Source organism: Nonomuraea sp. NPDC005730 (assembly GCF_040630865.1).
GTDB lineage: Bacteria > Actinomycetota > Actinomycetes > Streptosporangiales > Streptosporangiaceae > Nonomuraea.
Window position 1 is genome coordinate 146,531 of the sequence record NZ_JBEXYK010000007.1, and the last position, 15,033, is coordinate 161,563.

Annotated in this window: 16 protein-coding genes; 7 read left to right on the plus strand and 9 right to left on the minus strand. The window is 69.8% G+C overall.

Annotation, left to right across the window (positions count from 1 at the left end; genetic code table 11):
* The first annotated feature begins 3 nt into the window (after positions 1-3).
* Positions 4-459: a helix-turn-helix domain-containing protein gene (locus ABZ444_RS12725; protein WP_357995122.1), complete on the plus strand. Its 456-nt coding sequence runs from the start codon at positions 4-6 to the stop codon at positions 457-459.
* A gap of 7 nt (positions 460-466) precedes the next feature.
* On the opposite strand, the gene dnaN is transcribed toward ABZ444_RS12725, so the two are convergent.
* From dnaN to ABZ444_RS12740, 3 genes are all read right to left on the minus strand, one after another.
* Positions 467-1,564, minus strand: a complete 1,098-nt coding sequence (gene dnaN / locus ABZ444_RS12730; protein WP_357995124.1) for a DNA polymerase III subunit beta — start codon at positions 1,562-1,564, stop codon at positions 467-469.
* A gap of 124 nt (positions 1,565-1,688) precedes the next feature.
* Positions 1,689-2,342 carry a response regulator transcription factor gene (locus tag ABZ444_RS12735; RefSeq protein WP_357973939.1) on the minus strand — a complete coding sequence of 218 codons (654 nt, stop codon included), beginning with the start codon at positions 2,340-2,342 and terminating at the stop codon, positions 1,689-1,691.
* Positions 2,342-3,760, minus strand: a complete 1,419-nt coding sequence (locus ABZ444_RS12740; protein WP_357995126.1) for a histidine kinase — start codon at positions 3,758-3,760, stop codon at positions 2,342-2,344. Before ABZ444_RS12740 ends, ABZ444_RS12735 begins: the two co-directional genes overlap by 1 nt.
* Positions 3,761-3,869: 109 nt before the next feature.
* Here ABZ444_RS12740 and ABZ444_RS12745 point away from each other — a divergent pair, with 109 nt between their 5' ends.
* Both ABZ444_RS12745 and ABZ444_RS12750 read left to right on the plus strand, forming a co-directional pair.
* A complete protein-coding gene (locus ABZ444_RS12745) occupies positions 3,870-4,775 on the plus strand; it encodes an ABC transporter ATP-binding protein (protein WP_357995128.1) in 906 nt (301 codons plus the stop codon).
* Positions 4,772-5,503 (plus strand): ABC transporter permease, encoded by a 732-nt coding sequence (locus ABZ444_RS12750; protein WP_357995130.1) that lies wholly within the window; start codon positions 4,772-4,774, stop codon positions 5,501-5,503. The genes ABZ444_RS12745 and ABZ444_RS12750 overlap by 4 nt, the downstream gene beginning before the upstream one ends.
* A gap of 5 nt (positions 5,504-5,508) precedes the next feature.
* On the opposite strand, the gene ABZ444_RS12755 is transcribed toward ABZ444_RS12750, so the two are convergent.
* Positions 5,509-6,420: an SMP-30/gluconolactonase/LRE family protein gene (locus ABZ444_RS12755; RefSeq protein ID WP_357995132.1), complete on the minus strand. Its 912-nt coding sequence runs from the start codon at positions 6,418-6,420 to the stop codon at positions 5,509-5,511.
* Positions 6,421-6,476: 56 nt separating this feature from the next.
* On the opposite strand from ABZ444_RS12755, the gene ABZ444_RS12760 reads away from it, so the two are divergent.
* Positions 6,477-6,908, plus strand: coding sequence for an Lrp/AsnC family transcriptional regulator (locus ABZ444_RS12760; RefSeq protein ID WP_357995134.1), 432 nt, complete (start codon positions 6,477-6,479; stop codon positions 6,906-6,908).
* A gap of 9 nt (positions 6,909-6,917) precedes the next feature.
* A complete protein-coding gene (gene soxR, locus ABZ444_RS12765) occupies positions 6,918-7,424 on the plus strand; it encodes a redox-sensitive transcriptional activator SoxR (RefSeq protein WP_352362238.1) in 507 nt (168 codons plus the stop codon).
* Here the strand turns inward: soxR and ABZ444_RS12770 are convergent.
* Together ABZ444_RS12770 and dnaB are read right to left on the minus strand one after the other, a co-directional pair.
* Positions 7,390-7,845 carry a universal stress protein gene (locus tag ABZ444_RS12770; RefSeq protein ID WP_357995136.1) on the minus strand — a complete coding sequence of 152 codons (456 nt, stop codon included), beginning with the start codon at positions 7,843-7,845 and terminating at the stop codon, positions 7,390-7,392. The two genes, soxR and ABZ444_RS12770, sit on opposite strands and share 35 nt — an antisense overlap.
* 102 nt (positions 7,846-7,947) lie before the next feature.
* Positions 7,948-9,303, minus strand: a complete 1,356-nt coding sequence (dnaB, locus tag ABZ444_RS12775; RefSeq protein ID WP_357973961.1) for a replicative DNA helicase — start codon at positions 9,301-9,303, stop codon at positions 7,948-7,950.
* A gap of 284 nt (positions 9,304-9,587) precedes the next feature.
* Here dnaB and ABZ444_RS12780 point away from each other — a divergent pair, with 284 nt between their 5' ends.
* Together ABZ444_RS12780 and ABZ444_RS12785 are read left to right on the plus strand one after the other, a co-directional pair.
* Positions 9,588-10,889, plus strand: a complete 1,302-nt coding sequence (locus ABZ444_RS12780; RefSeq protein WP_357995138.1) for an MATE family efflux transporter — start codon at positions 9,588-9,590, stop codon at positions 10,887-10,889.
* A 122-nt stretch (positions 10,890-11,011) separates the two neighbouring features.
* Positions 11,012-12,481, plus strand: coding sequence for an amino acid permease (locus ABZ444_RS12785; protein WP_357995140.1), 1,470 nt, complete (start codon positions 11,012-11,014; stop codon positions 12,479-12,481).
* On the opposite strand, the gene ABZ444_RS12790 is transcribed toward ABZ444_RS12785, so the two are convergent.
* Genes ABZ444_RS12790 through ABZ444_RS12800 form a run of 3 tightly spaced genes read right to left on the minus strand, consistent with a single transcriptional unit; the run spans position 12,478 to position 14,953 of the window.
* Entirely contained in the window at positions 12,478-13,221 is a 744-nt protein-coding gene (locus ABZ444_RS12790) for an amino acid ABC transporter ATP-binding protein (RefSeq protein WP_357995142.1), read from the minus strand. The two genes, ABZ444_RS12785 and ABZ444_RS12790, sit on opposite strands and share 4 nt — an antisense overlap.
* A complete protein-coding gene (locus ABZ444_RS12795) occupies positions 13,218-14,057 on the minus strand; it encodes an amino acid ABC transporter permease (protein ID WP_357995144.1) in 840 nt (279 codons plus the stop codon). Before ABZ444_RS12795 ends, ABZ444_RS12790 begins: the two co-directional genes overlap by 4 nt.
* Before the next feature lie 17 nt (positions 14,058-14,074).
* Positions 14,075-14,953: an ABC transporter substrate-binding protein gene (locus tag ABZ444_RS12800; RefSeq protein WP_357995146.1), complete on the minus strand. Its 879-nt coding sequence runs from the start codon at positions 14,951-14,953 to the stop codon at positions 14,075-14,077.
* Positions 14,954-15,033: the final 80 nt, after the last annotated feature.

Sequence of the window (15,033 nt, forward strand, 5' to 3'; positions counted from 1 at the left end):
CACGTGCGCAGGAGTCATCGCAAGCAGGACGAACCAGATCTCGGGGTCCTGGCGGGGCGCACGCTCTTCGCCCTGCAGCGCGACCTGTTCGCCAAGCTGGCCGAGCAGGGGCATCCGGGGCTGCGGCCACGGCACGGCGCCGTGCTGGCCTACCTGGACGAGGAGGGCAGCAGGGCGACCGACCTGGCCGCGCAGTCGGGGCAGCACAAGCAGGTGATCGGCACGCTGGTGGACGAGCTGGTCGCGCTCGGCTACGTGGAGCGGCAGCCCGACCCCGCGGACCGGCGGGCCAAGCTGATCGTGCCGACGGACAAGGCGCTGGACCACATGGCGAGGTCGGACGCGATCATCGCCGAGATGGAGGCCGCGCACGCACGGGCCGTGGGCGAGCAGGCGTACGCGGAGTTCAAGAGGGTCTTCAAGCTGGTCGCCGAGCGGCAGACGGGCACGGCGGAGTGACGGCCGCTCAGGTCAGGCGCAGCGACATGACCAGGTAACGGAAGGCGGGCTGGGCGTCGCCCGGCACGTCCTGGATGAGGGCGGGCCTGGTCGGCGACTCCATGTTGATCCTGGCCAGCTCGCTCTCGATGCCGGTCAGGCCGTCGAGCAGGAACTGCGACTGGAAGGCGATCTGGATGTCGTCGCCGCGCAGCTCGCAGGGGACCACCTCGGTGCCGCGCCCGATGTCGCCGCCGCCCGCCTGGATCAGCACCTGGCCCTGCGAGAACGACAGCCGGATCGCGGTGTTGCGCTCGGCCACCAGGGCCACCCGCTTGATCGCGTTGACGAACGGCGTCACCGCGACGTCGGCCCTGATCGACCAGTCGGAGGTCAGCCTGGCCCGGTAGTCGATGAACTGCTCGTCGAGCAGGCGCACGGTGGTGCTGCGGCCGACGCTCTCGAACCCGGCCACGCCGTCGCCCATCGCGACCGACACCTCGCCGCCGCGCAGCGACTTGGCCACCTCGACCAGCACCTTGGCCGGCACCATGGCCGAGACGGCGACGTCGGGCGCGGCCGGACGCCAGGTGAAGTCGCGGGCGGCGATGCGGTAGCGGTCGGTGGAGGCCATCGCCACGGACTCGCCCTCGATGTCGACCCGGATGCCGGTGAGCATCGGCAGCGTGTCGTCGCGGCTGGCGGCGGGCGCGACCTGGCTCACCGCCGAGGCGAACACGCCGCCGCCGATCGCGCCGATGCTCGGGGGCATCGTCGGCAGGGCCGGGAAGTCCTCGACCGGCATCGTGATCAGCCCGAACTCGGCGCTTCCGCAGGTCAGCACGGCCTCGGCGCCTGCGGTGACGATCTCGACGTCTTCGGCCGGCAGGCTGCGGCTGATCTCGGCGAGCAGGCGGCCGGGGATGAGCACGCTCCCGGACTCGGCCACGTCGGCGTCGACCAGGGCGCGCGCGGAGACGTCGTAGTCGAAGGCGGACAGGCTCAGCTCGTCGCCCGCCTCCAGCAGCAACCCGGAAAGTACGGGCACCACCGGGCGGCTGGGCAGGACTCTGGCGGCCCATGCCACCGCATCTGCCAGTACATCGCGGTTAACCCGGATCTTCACGAGGATCCACCCTTTCGTCGCGCCGTGCCTCTATGAAAATAGCCGCTCCCACCGACAACTCCGGCTGTGTCCGGGCACGGCTGGGCACCCTGTGCACGATGGGCCTGGTGGGACCGAAGGGCGGTCAGGCGCGGCTGTTCAGGTAGGCGAGCACGGCGAGGACGCGGCGGTTGTCGTCGTCGGAGGGGGCCAGTCCGAGCTTGGCGAAGATGCCGGCCGTGTGCTTGGCGACGGCGCTCTCGCTGAGGAAGAGCCGCTGGGAGATCGCGGCGTTGGAGCGGCCCTCCGCCATGGCCTCCAGCACCTCGCGCTCGCGGGGCGTGAGCGCGGCCAGCGGCTCGTTCCTGGCGTTGCTGGCCAGCAGCTTGGCGATCACCTCGGGGTCCATCGCGGTGCCGCCTTCCGCCACCCTGCGCACGGCGTCGACGAACTGCTCCGCGTTGAACACCCGGTCCTTCAGCAGGTAGCCGATGCCGCCCGAGCCGTCGGCCAGCAGCTCGCGGGCGTAGAGCTGCTCGACGTGCTGCGACAGCACGAGGACGGGCAGCCCCGGCAGCTGCGCGCGGGCGGCCAGCGCGGCCTGGAGGCCCTCGTCGGTGAACGTGGGCGGCAGCCGTACGTCGACCACCGAGACGTCGGGACGCAGCTCCAGCAGGCCCTTGAGCAGCTCCGGGCCGCTCTCCACGGCGGCGACGACCGTGAAGCCGTGCGCCTGCAGCAGATGGACCAGGCCGTCTCTGAGCAGGTAGAGGTCTTCGGCGACGAGCACCCGCTTCATCAGCACGACCCCAGACCGCCGACGCGGCCGAGCACGAGGCTTCTGTTGTGGACGAGCCGGATGCGCATGGCCGCAATGTACATGAGGGTCCCGAGGACGATGTTGGCCACGATCATCGGCCACTGCAGGGGTTCGGGCAGGTAGAGAGCGAGGAACCAGCTCCGCTCGTCGATGTGGAACGCCTTGAAGATGGCCGTGACGAGGCCCTGCGGGAAGAGCGGGCACCAGGCCGTGCCGTACAGGACGGCGATCGTGGCGGCCTTCTTGGGGGGCAGCTTGGCCTGGTCCGCCTGGTCGGGGAGGACGTGCGGGATGTCCAGGACGACGGTGGTGGGGCCGCCCGGCGGGCTGTGCAGGGCCAGCACGCCGTCGAAGGCGGCCAGGCGGCGTTCGATGCCGGTCAGGCCGCTGCCCCTGGCCGGATCGGCGCCGCCCATGCCGTCGTCGCTGACGGTGACGCGCAGGGCCGCGCCGTTGACGCTGATGTCGATGGCCACCGACTCGGCGCCGCTGTGCCGGGCGGCGTTGGCGAGCAGTTCGCTGATCGCGAAGTAGGCGGCCGCCTCCACCGGGGGTTCCAGGCGGTGGGGCAGCTCGACGTCCACCTTGACGCGCAGCGGGCTGTCCATGGCCAGGGCGCGTACGGCGTCGGCGAGGCCGCGTTCGGCCAGCACCGGCGGGTGGATGCCGCGGATGACGGTACGCAGCTCGGTCAGGGTCTCGGCGGAGGCGTCCCTGGTCTTGGCCAGCAGGGCCTTGGCGGCGGCCGGGTTGTCGTCGATGAGCTGCTCGACCGCGCCCAGCGTCATGCCGATGGCCACCAGCCGGGCCTGGGTGCCGTCGTGCAGGTCGCGTTCGATCCTGCGCATCTCGGCGGCCTGGGAGTCGGCGGCCAGGTTGCGCACCTGCCTGAGATGGGTGACCTGGAAGGCCAGGCGGCTGGCGGAGGTGGCGCCGAGCAGGAGGCGGACCATGAGGGCGTACAGCCGCAGGCCGCGCGCCGGGAGCAGGACGAACAGCGGCAGCAGGCCGATCTTGACGATCGGGTCGAGCGTCAGCCAGAGCGTGTCGCGCCAGGTCGCCGGGTCGGTGAGCAGCCACTTGAACCGGTCGTTCCAGGCCGGCATGCGCGGCGACTTGTACAGCGTGCGGTCGACGCGGTAGAGGCCGTCGGCCATGGGGACCGGCGGCGGCGGCTCGGGCAGGTAGGGGGCCTCGATCTCGACGCCGGTCCAGGCGCGCAGCAGGTGGCGGTGGCGCTCGGCCGTCCGCCTGACCAGCCTGGCCTGCCACGGGAAGAAGAAGACCATCCCCAGCGCGAACGACAGCGTGATCATGGCGCCGGCCAAGGGGATCAGCGCCACCTCGACCAGCAGCAGCGCGAACAAGACCGCGACCTGCCCGAACCGTTGAAGCATGCTCCCAGTCTGCGCCAACATCGCCGGCGGCGACATTGCACCTAGATACACCCTTGCCCGGCATCTACCGAGATTCCCCGGAAAACCCGCAGCTCCTAGCGTCGATGCCATGAAGGTGATCGAAGTGCGGAACCTGCGCAAGCAGTATCCGAACCACCTCGCGGTGGACGACGTGTCTTTCGAAGTCGCCGAGGGCGAGATCTTCGGCATCCTCGGCCCCAACGGCGCCGGCAAGACCACGACCGTGGAGTGCGTGGCGGGCATGCGCGCCGCGGACGGCGGCACCGTACGCGTGGCGGGCCTGGACCCGCGGCGCGACCGGGACGAGCTGCGCAAGGTGCTCGGCATGCAGCTGCAGAGCGCCGCGCTGCCGGAGAAGATCAAGGTGTGGGAGGCCCTGGACCTGTACGCCTCCTTCTACCCCGACCCGGCCGACTGGCGGGAACTGCTCGAACACGTCGGCCTGGCGCACAAGCGGGACGCCTCCTTCAAGAGCCTCTCCGGCGGCCAGCGGCAGCGGCTGTCGGTCGCGCTGGCGCTGGTGGGCCGGCCCCGGGTGGCGGTGCTCGACGAGCTGACCACCGGCCTCGACCCGCAGGCCCGCAGGGACACCTGGGAGCTGATCGAGCAGGTACGCGAATCGGGCGTGACGATCGTGCTGGTCACCCACTTCATGGAGGAGGCCGAACGGCTCTGCGACCGGCTCGCGCTCATCGACGCGGGCAAGGTGGTGGCCACCGACACCCCCACGGGGCTGATCGCCCAGGTGGGCGCCGAGCAGCACGTACGGTTCCGCCCCTCCGGCCCGCTGGACGACGCCGTGCTGCTGGCGCTGCCCGAGGTGCGCGAGGTCGTCCGGCACGGCGGGCAGGTCTCGGTGTCCGGCACCGGCAACCTCGCCCACGTGGTCACGCTGGCCCTGGCACAGCACCAGATCATCCCCGCCGACCTGCGCATCGAGCAGGCGACCCTGGACGACGCGTTCCTCGCGCTCACCGGAAGGAAGTTGTCATGACGAAGATCCTGCTCGTGGAGGCCAAGCTGCACCTGCGCGACTGGCCATTCATGATCTTCACCATCGGGTTGCCGGTCGGCCTGCTGCTGGTGCTGGGGCTCAGCGTGCCGGACATGACCAAGCCCGACGCCTCCGGGCTGCGGTCGGTGGACGCCCACATGCCGGCCATGATGACCCTGCTCGCGCTGCTGACGCTGGCCTGCAGCGTGCTGCCCACCGTGCTGGCCGGCTACCGGGAGCAGGGCGTGCTCAGGCGCATGTCCACCACTCCGGTGCATCCGGGACGGCTGCTGACCGTCCAGCTCCTGGTCAACCTGACCGTCGGGACCGTGTCCACGGTCGTGCTGATCGTGGCCGGGATGGCGGCGTTCGGGACGTCGGCGCCCAGGCAGTGGCTCGGGTTCGTACTGGTCTTCCTGCTCGGCACCGCCGCGCTGATGGCCATCGGCCTGGTGATCGCGGCACTGGCGCCCAACGGGAAGGCGGCCTCGGGGGTCGGGTCGGCGGTGATGTTCCCGCTGATGTTCGTCGGTGGCATGTGGCTGCCGCGCGAGATGATGCCGGACGCCCTGCGCAAGGTCAGCGACTTCTCCGTGGCCGGGCCGTTCGCCCAGGCGCTCAAGGACACCTGGGCGGGGCAGAGCCCCCAGCTCCTGCACCTGGTGGTGATGGCCGCGGGGCTGGCGGTGTTCGGGGGCCTGGCCGTGCGGCTGTTCCGGTGGGAGTAGGGACCTCAGCGGCGGGCCCAGACCGGGCGGGCGCCGGTGACGTTGGTCATCAGGGAGTAGAGCGAAGAGGAGGAGGCGATGAACAGCCGATTCCTCTTCAGCCCGCCGAACACCAGGTTCGCCGTGAACTCCGGCAGCTTGAGCCGGCCGATCAGGGTGCCGTCGGGGTCAAAGCAGAGCAGCGCCTTGCCCGCCGCGGCCCAGACCCGGCCGGTGTCGTCGAGGCGCATGCCGTCGAAGTTGTCGGCCTGGGTGCCCTCGGCGAAGACCCTGCCGCCCGACAGCGTGCCGTCCTCGCGCACCTCGAAGACGCGCAGGTGCCTGGCCCTGGTGTCGGCGACGTACAGGAGCTTCTCGTCGAGGGAGAAGGCCAGGCCGTTGGGGCGGACGAAGTCGTCGGCCACCACGCGCACCTCGCCGGTCACCGGGTCGGCGCGGTAGACGTGGCAGCCGTCGATCTCCTGCTCGGCCACGACGCCCTCGTAGTTGCTGGTGATGCCGTACGGGGGGTCGGTGAACCAGACGGAGCCGTCGGAGCGCACGACCGCGTCGTTGGGGCTGTTGAGGCGCTTGCCCTGCCAGCGGTCGGCGATGACGGTGATCGAGCCGTCGGCCTCGGTGCGGGTCACGCGGCGGTTGCCCTGCTCGCACGAGATCAGCCGGCCCTCGCGATCGAGGGTGTTGCCGTTGGTGTAGCCGGACGGCTGCCGGAACGGGCCGACGGCGCCGCTCATCTCGTCCCAGCGCAGCATGCGCTCGTTGGGGATGTCGCTCCAGACCAGGAAGCGACCGGCCGGGAAGTAGACCGGGCCCTCGGCCCAACGGGTGCCCGTGTAGAGGCGTTCGATCCGGTCGTCGCCGCCGATCGTGGCGAAACGCTCGTCCAGCACCTCGAACTCGGTGGGGATCGTATCCATGGCGGTCACCATACGGCATTCGACCATCTCCACATTTCACCAGATAGCATTCGGTTGTGGATGAGATCGACAGGACATTGATCGGGCTGCTGCTGGAGGACGCGACGCAGTCGTACGCCGCGCTCGGCAAGGCGGTGGGGCTGTCCAGCGGGGCCGCGCACGAACGCGTACGCAAGCTGCGCGAGCGCGGCGTGATCAGGCGCACCACCATCGAGGTGGACCAGGACGCGCTCGGCCGCACGGTGACCGCGTACGTGCTGGTGGACGGCGCGAGCTGGATGGGCGACAGCGCCGGCCTGCTGGCGCGGATCCCCGCCGTCGAGGAGGCCCACGTCATCGCCGGGCCCGCGTCGCTGCTGCTCAAGGTGCGCACGTCCAGCACCAAAGAGCTCCAGGACGTCCTGCGCCAGATCTTCGAGGTGGACGGCGTGACCGGCACCCAGACGGTCGTCGTGCTGGAGACGTTCTTCGAACGAAGCCTCAAGTAAGCTTCAGGTATGGTCGCCTGGAACAGCAGAGAACTGACGGTCGGACAGCTCGCCGAGCGCAGCGGCGTGGCCGTCTCCGCGCTGCACTTCTACGAGACCAAGGGGCTCATCGCCAGCCGCCGCACGGCCGGCAACCAGCGCCGCTACCACCGCGACACGCTGCGCAGGGTCGCCTTCATCCGGCTCTCGCAACGCCTCGGCATCCCGCTTGCGACCATCAAGGACGCGCTGTCCGAGCTGCCCGACGGGCGCACCCCCAACCGGGAGGACTGGGCCAGGCTGTCGGCCGCCTGGCGCGGCGAGCTCGACGACCGCATCGAGCAGCTTCAGCGGCTGCGCGACGACCTCACCGACTGCATCGGCTGCGGCTGCCTGTCACTCGACCGGTGCCCGGTGGCCAACCCCCGCGACCGGCTCGGCGAGGAGGGACCGGGCGCCCGTCGCATGGACACCCGGCTGTCCCCGCCCAAGGTCTGCTGCGTCACCCCTTCGGCTGCGCAACCGGCGGAACGATGAGCGTCGGCCGGTGGGCGTGGTGCAGCACATGGTTGGACACGCTGCCGAGCAGCACCGACCTGACCCCCGCCAGACCACGCGAACCGGTCACGATGAGTGAGGCGTCCACCTCGTCGGCCACGTCGACGATCGTCTTCCAGATCGACTCGTTGTCGGCGACCGCACGGTAGCTCACCTCGGGCAGCCCGGCGGCCGTGGCCAGCTCAGCGCCTTCCTTGGCGTAGTACTCGGCCTGGGCCTGCCCCTCGGTCTCGGTCTCGGGGGAGATCGCCCCCGCCGCCAGCGGGTGCTTCCTGATCTGCACGAGCAGCGGCTCCCACACGGTGACGACGACGGTCGGCTGGGCGGCCAGATGCTTGGCGGCGAACTCGATGGCGCTGCGCGAGTCGGCCGAGCCGTCGTAGGCGATCAGGATGGTCATGGCGTTCTCCCCTTTGCTTCAGTCATCGGGTAAAGCGCCCCGATGATCGATCGCCATCCCTTCCAAGCTGTCTGGTTTGTCACACCTTGACCGGTCGGGGCTTCAGTGCTGGGCCATGTCCACGAAACGGCTGTAGTGCCCCTGGAAGGCCACGGTCACCGTGGCGGTGGGGCCGTTACGGTGCTTGGCCACGATCAGGTCGGCCTCACCGGCCCGGGGGGACTCCCGCTCGTAGGCGTCCTCGCGATGCAACAGGATGACCATGTCGGCATCTTGTTCGATAGATCCCGATTCGCGAAGGTCGCTGACCGCGGGGCGCTTGTCCGTACGCTGTTCGGGGCCTCGGTTGAGCTGGGAGATGGCGATGACCGGCACCTCCAGCTCCTTGGCCAGCAGCTTGATCGCACGGGAGATCTCCGAGACCTCGTTCTGGCGGCTCTCGGTCTTCTTCGGCGAGCTCATGAGCTGGAGGTAGTCGATGACCACGAAGCGCAGGTCGTTGCGCTGCTTGAGCCGCCGGCACTTGGCCCGGATCTCCATCATCGACATGTTGGGCGAGTCGTCGATGAACAGCGGCGCCTCGGCCACCTCGCTCATCCTGCGCGCGAGGCGGGTCCAGTCGTCGTCGCCCATCATGCCCGAGCGCATCGCGTGCAGGGCGACCCTGGCCTCGGCGGACAGCAGACGCATGGTGATCTCGTTGCGGGACATCTCCAGCGAGAAGATGACGGTGGTCATTCCATGCTTAATCGCCGCAGACCGTGCGAAATCTAGACCAAGGGTGCTTTTGCCGATGGCCGGGCGGGCGGCCACGACGATCATCTGGCCCGGGTGGAGGCCGTTGGTGAGCTGGTCGAGGTCCTGGAAGCCGGTCGGGACGCCGACCATCTGGCCGCCGCGGCTGCCGATGGCCTCCAGCTCGTCGAGGGCGCCCGGCATGATGTCGGCCAGCGGCGCGTAGTCTTCCGACGTGCGGCGCTCGGTGACCTTGTAGATCTCCGCCTGGGCGCGGTCGACGAGGTCGTCGACCTCTTCGTTCTGGCCGCCGTAGCCGAAGGAGACGATGCGGGTGCCGGCCTCGATGAGGCGGCGCAGGATCGCCTGCTCGCGCACGATCTTGGCGTAGTAGCCGGCGTTGGCGGCCGTGGGGACGACCGCCGTGAGCGTGTGGAGGTAGGCGGCGCCGCCCACCCGGGCCATCTCGCCGCGTTTCTGCAGCTCGTCGAAGACGGTGACGGCGTCGGCGGGCTCGCCGCGGCCGTAGAGGTCGGTGATGACGTCGTAGACCATCTGGTGGGCGGGCCGGTAGAAGTCGTCGGAGCGCAGGATCTCCACGACGTCGGCGATGGCGTCCTTCGACAGCAGCATGCCGCCGAGCACCGACTGCTCCGCCTCGATGTTGTGCGGCGGGGTGCGCTCGAAACCGGGGCCTCCGCCGCCCTCTTCGTCAATGCTCACCGCGCCCCCTCGAACAACCTTGCAGGCGGTCGCACCACCCCCACTTGTAGCCGACCGGTGTGACAGTTTCGCTGGTTCGGCGCGTGAGGGCAACGCGGCCTGTGGACAACGCTGTGGGTGAGCTGTGCACTATCGCGCCCAGGGTGTGAAAGCTCTGTGGACGAGCCTGGGGATAACTCTTTCGGATATGCACCGATCATCGTCTGACCTGGGCAAACAGTGTCCACCGACTGTGGAGGAAAGAAAGTTGGCCCGACACGCCGTGTAATGGCCATAATAGACAAATGCCCATTACACCCCAGGACCGGGAGATTCTGCGGCTCGCGCTGCCGGCGTTCGGCGCGCTGGTCGCCGAGCCGCTCTTCCTGCTCGCCGACTACGCCATCGTCGGCCACGGCCTCGGCACCACGGCCGTGGGCGCGCTGGGCGTTGCGGGGGCCGTCCTGGCGACGCTGGTGAACCTCTGCGTCTTCCTGGCGTACGGTACGACGGCGTCCGTGGCGCGGCAGAGCGGCGCCGGCAACCACGCGCGGGCCATGCGCAACGGCGTGGACGGCATCTGGCTCGCCCTGTCCATCGGCGTCGTGCTCATCGCCCTGGGCTGGCCGCTCGCGCCGGCCATGGTGGACCTGTTCGGAGCCAGCCCCGACCAGGCCGCGCTGGCCGTGACGTACCTGCGGATCAGCCTGCTCGGCGCGCCCGGCATGCTGGTCGTGCTGGCGGGCACCGGGGTGCTGCGCGGCCTTCAGGACACCGTCACGCCGCTGGTGGTGGCCGTGGGCTCGTTCGCGCTGAACGCGGCGCTGAACGCCTGGTTCGTGCTGGGGCTGCATTGGGGCATCGCCGGGTCCGCCTGGGGCACCACGCTGGCCCAGACGCTGGGTGCCGCCGTCTACCTGGTCGTGGTGGTCAGGGGCGCGCGACGGCTCGGCACGCCGCTCATGCCCGACCTGGCGGGCGTCCGGCAGGCCGGTACGGCCGGTCTCGCCCTGCTCGTCCGTACGGTGTGCCTGCGGATCGTGCTCATCGTGGGCACGGTGGTCGCCACCAGGATGGGCCAGGCCCAACTGGCCGCGTACGCCATCGCCGGTCAGGTGTGGAACCTGATGGCCTTCGCCCTGGACGCGATCGCGATCGCCGGCCAGGCCATCACCGGACGCTCGCTGGGCGCCGGGGACACGGTCGCCGCCAGGGCCGCGACCAGGCGGATGACGCAGTGGGGCCTGTGGTCGGGCCTGGCGCTCGGCGTGGCGGTCGTGGCGGCCAGGCCGCTGCTGCCCGGCCTGTTCGGCGCCGACCCCGCCGTGACCGGCGAGCTTCTGGCCGTGTTGTGGCCGGTCGCGCTGTTCCAGCCGATCTGCGGGGTGGTGTTCGTGCTCGACGGCGTGCTGATCGGCGCGGGCGACCAGCGCTACCTGGCCTGGGCCGGGGTGTGGACGACGCTGGCGTACCTGCCCGCGGCGTTCCTGGCCGCCGGGTTCGGCGTGGTCGCGCTCTGGTGCGCGCTCGGGGTGTGGATGATCGCCCGGTTGATCACCCTCGGGCGGCGCGCGGCCGGCTCGGCCTGGCTGGTGACCGGCGCGTAGCCGATCCGACCAGCCGCGTCACCGCTTCGGACGTCCGCAGGCCGGGTCACCGTAATCGTCCTGTGCTTGCCGTTGTCCAAGTGGTGAGACAGAGTGGGCGAGTTCCCTGAGCGGGGTGTTCCGTGTCCACGATTCTTCGACGACTGCCACCGTCAGAGGCGACCGGGTTACGCACCGGCGCCCGGCACAGCCTGTCCGAGGTCTACCGCCCGGCCGACCTCGTCGTTCTCGGGCTCGGCGTGATCATCGGCGCCGGCATCTTCAGCATCGCCGGCGAGCAGGCCCACACCATGGCCGGTCCCGGCGTGATCCTCTCGTTCATGATCGCCGGTATCGCGTGCCTGCTCGCCTGTCTGTGCTACGCCGAGCTGTCGTCCACGATGCCGACCTCGGGCAGCGCCTACACCTTCACGTACGTCATCTTCGGCGAGGTCTGGGCGTGGATCATCGGCTGGGCGCTGATCCTGGAGCTGCAGTTCGCCGCCGCGGTGGTGGCCAGGGCGTGGGCGTCCATCGCGGTCAAGGCGGTCGCCGACTTCGGCGTACGGGTGCCGCAAGGCGTGGACGACGTGCTCGTCCTGGTCATCCTGGTGCTGCTCACGGGCATCGTGGCCGTCGGCGCGCGGGTGGGGCTCCGGGCGCTGTGGATCATGGTGTCGGCCAAGCTGCTGGCCATCGGGGCGGTCATCGTCGTGGGCCTGACCCACATCGACGTGGCCAACTACGGCGACTTCTACGTCGAGCCCAAGACCCTGCCCGTCCGCCCGCAGACCATCATCGAGCTCTTCGCCGGGCACGGCATGGCCTTCGGCTGGTTCGGCGTCTTCGCCGCGGCCTCGGCGATCGCGTTCGCCTACATCGGCTTCGACATCGTCGCGACCTCGGCCGAGGAGAGCGTGAACGCGCCGAAGTCCGTGCCCAAGGGCATGATCCGCAGCCTGGTGATCGCCACGGTCATCTATCTGGCGGTCGCGCTGGTCATGGTGGGCATGGTGTCGTACACGAAGATCAGCGGGGACGCGCCGCTGTCCAGCGCGTTCCGTGCCGTGGGCGTGGACTGGATGGTGCACGTCATCGACGCGGGGGCGGTGCTCGGGCTGACGACCGTGATCCTGGTGCTGATCGTGGGTCAGACGCGGGTGTTGTTCTCGATGGCCCGCGACGGGCTGATCCCGCGCGGCCTGGCCACGGTCAGCCGCAAGTACCACACCCCGTCGCGGGTGACGCTGGTGATCGGGTTCATCGCGATCGTGCTGGCCGAGTTCGTCCCGGTGCTCACCATGCAGGAACTGGTCGTCATCGGGACGCTGTTCGCGTTCCTGTTCGTGGCGGCGGGGGTGATCGTGATGCGGCGGCGCATGCCGCACCTGGAACGCGGCTTCCGCGTGCCGCTCTCGCCGCTGCTGCCCGCGCTATCGCTGGTCGCCACGCTGTGGCTGATGCTCAACCTGCGGCTGCTCACCTGGGCGTGGTTCGTCCTGTGGATGGCTTTCGGGCTGCTGGTCTACCTTCTGTACGGCCGCCGCCACAGCCTGCTCGCCACCCCGCGGGCGGCCCCGGCCGAACCCGGCCGGGGCCGCCACCGCCGCTAGAGGCGTCCGGATTCGAGCACGCTGCGCAGGAACTCCCTGGTCCGCGGCTGCTCCGGCGAGGCGAAGATCTTCTCCGGCGGGCCCTTCTCCACCAGCACCCCGCCGTCGAGGAAGCACACGGTGTCGGAGATGTCGCGGCAGAAGCTCATCTCGTGAGTCGTGAGGATCATCGTCATGCCCGTCTCCTTGAGCTCCTTGATGATCCCCAGCACCTCCACCACCAGCTGGGGGTCGAGCGCCGAGGTGACCTCGTCCAGCAACATCAGCCTCGGCTGCATGGCCAGCGCCCGGATGACCGCCACCCGCTGCTGCTGCCCGCCCGAGAGCTGGTCGGGGTACGCGCCGGCCTTGGCCGCCAGCCCGAATCTGGTCAGCAGCTCGTGCGCCTGCTCCTCGGCCTGCTCCTTGGACGTCCTGAGCACCCGCCGGGGCGCGAGCGTGATGTTGTCGAGCACGCTCATGTGCGGGAACAGGTTGAACGCCTGGAACACGATGCCGAGCCGCCTGCGCACGTCGTCGACGTCCACGCGGGGGTCGGTGATCTCCTGGCCGTCGAGGTGGATGGCGCCGTCGTCCACGGTCTCCAGCAGGTTCACGCAGCGCAGGAGGGTGGACTTGCCCGACCCGGACGCGCCGATCAGGCTGACGACCTCGTGCGCGCGCACCTCCAGGTCGATGCCGCGCAGCACGCTGTGACCGTGGAAGTTCTTCCACACCCCTTCGATGGTCAGCAGGCTCATGCGCCACGCCTCCTGCGCGTACGGGCGGCCAGGTAGTCGGTGAACCTGGCCATCGGGATCGTGAGCAGGATGAACACCAACGAGGCGACCAGGTAGGGGGTGTAGTTGAACTTGCTGAGGGCGATGATCTGGGCCTGCCTGAGCGCCTCCAGCGGCCCGATGGTGGCCACCAGCGCGGTGTCCTTCTGCAGCGAGACGAAGTCGTTGAGCAGCGGCGGCACGACCCGGCGGGTGGCCTGCGGGAGCACCACGAACCGCATGGCCTTGACGTGGCTCAGGCCCAGCGAGCGGGCGGCGGCCACCTGGCTCGGGTGCACCGACTCGATGCCGGAGCGGAACACCTCGGCCACGTACGCGCCGTACGACAGCGTCAGCGCGATCACGCCCAGCGTCGCCAGGTCCGTCGGGATGCCCTGCAACCGCAGCGCGGGCAGCCCGAACCCGACGAGGAAGATGACCAGGAGCGTCGGCACGCCGCGGAAGACGTCGGTGTAGAGCGTGGCCAGGGCCCTGATCGGGAAGAACGCGGGCGCGGTGATGCCCCTGGCCAGCGCCACCAGCAGCCCGACGATCAGGATCAGCGGCTCGGCGATCAGAAATATCTTGATGTTGAGCAGGAACCCTTCCAGCACCTCGGGCAGCGCCTTGATGAACCACTCGGGCGAGAAGAACGACTCCCGCACCCGGGGCCAGCCGGGCGAGTTCGTGGCCAGGACGGCGACCAGGACGATGAACACGATCGTCGAGGCCGTCGCGATCGAGGCCGAGCGGCGCGCCCGCGACCTGCGGACACGCTCGCGCTCAAGCTGCCGTTGCGAGGGGACGTGCTCGCTCACGGGCTTACTGGTCGGGCTCACGACAGTTCGGGCGCGCCCGCCGCCGAGCCCAGCCACTCCTGCTCGATCTTGGCCAGCTCACCCTTCGACTTCAGCGCGTCGACGGCCTTGTCGACGCAGGGCTTGAGCGCGCTGCCCTTCTCCATGACCAGCCCGAACTCCTCCGGCGTACCGCCGGTCGAGCTGAACTGGCCGACGATCTTGGAGTTCTCCACCTGGGCGGCCGTCACGTAGAACGCGGTGGGCAGGTCGACGACGATCGCGTCCACCTGCTTGTTCTTCAGCGCGTTCACGGCGTCGACCTGGTCGTTGTAGACGTTGGGCTCGGCGGTCGGCTTGACGACGTCCTTGACGCCGGCCAGCGACGTCGTGCCCACCTGGACGCCGAACTTGGCGTCCTTGAGCTCGGCCAGGCTCTTGGCCTCGGCGAACTTGCTGCCCTTGATCGCCACGACGGCCTGCTTGACCGTGTAGTAGCCCTTGCTGAAGTCGACCGCCTTGGCGCGGTCGGGGTTGATCGAGACCTGGTTGACGTCGAAGTCGAACTGCTTGGCCCCGGGCGCGAACGCGGAGTCGAACTTGACCGTGCTCCACTCCACCTCGGTCCGGTCGAAGCCGAGCTCACCGGCCACCGCGAACGCCACCGCGCTCTCGAACCCCTGGCCGTTGCTCGGGTCGTCGTTCTTGAACCACGGGTCGTAGGCCGGCTTGTCGGTGCCGACGGTCAGCTTGCCGCCGTTGACGAGCTTGAGCTGGTCCTTGGCACAGGCGTCGGCCGCAGCGGAACCGGTCGCAGCGGAACCGGTCGCCGTGGCGGCCGGTTGGTCGGCCGGGGCACATGCGACGGCCCCCACCGCGAGCACACCGATCGCGAGCAGCATCGTGGAACGGGCCATGGCAGAGCCTCCAGGGGGAAACACACACAAAGAACGCAGGCATTCTACGCGGCCCCCATAGGAATCAAGTGCGCAGGTCA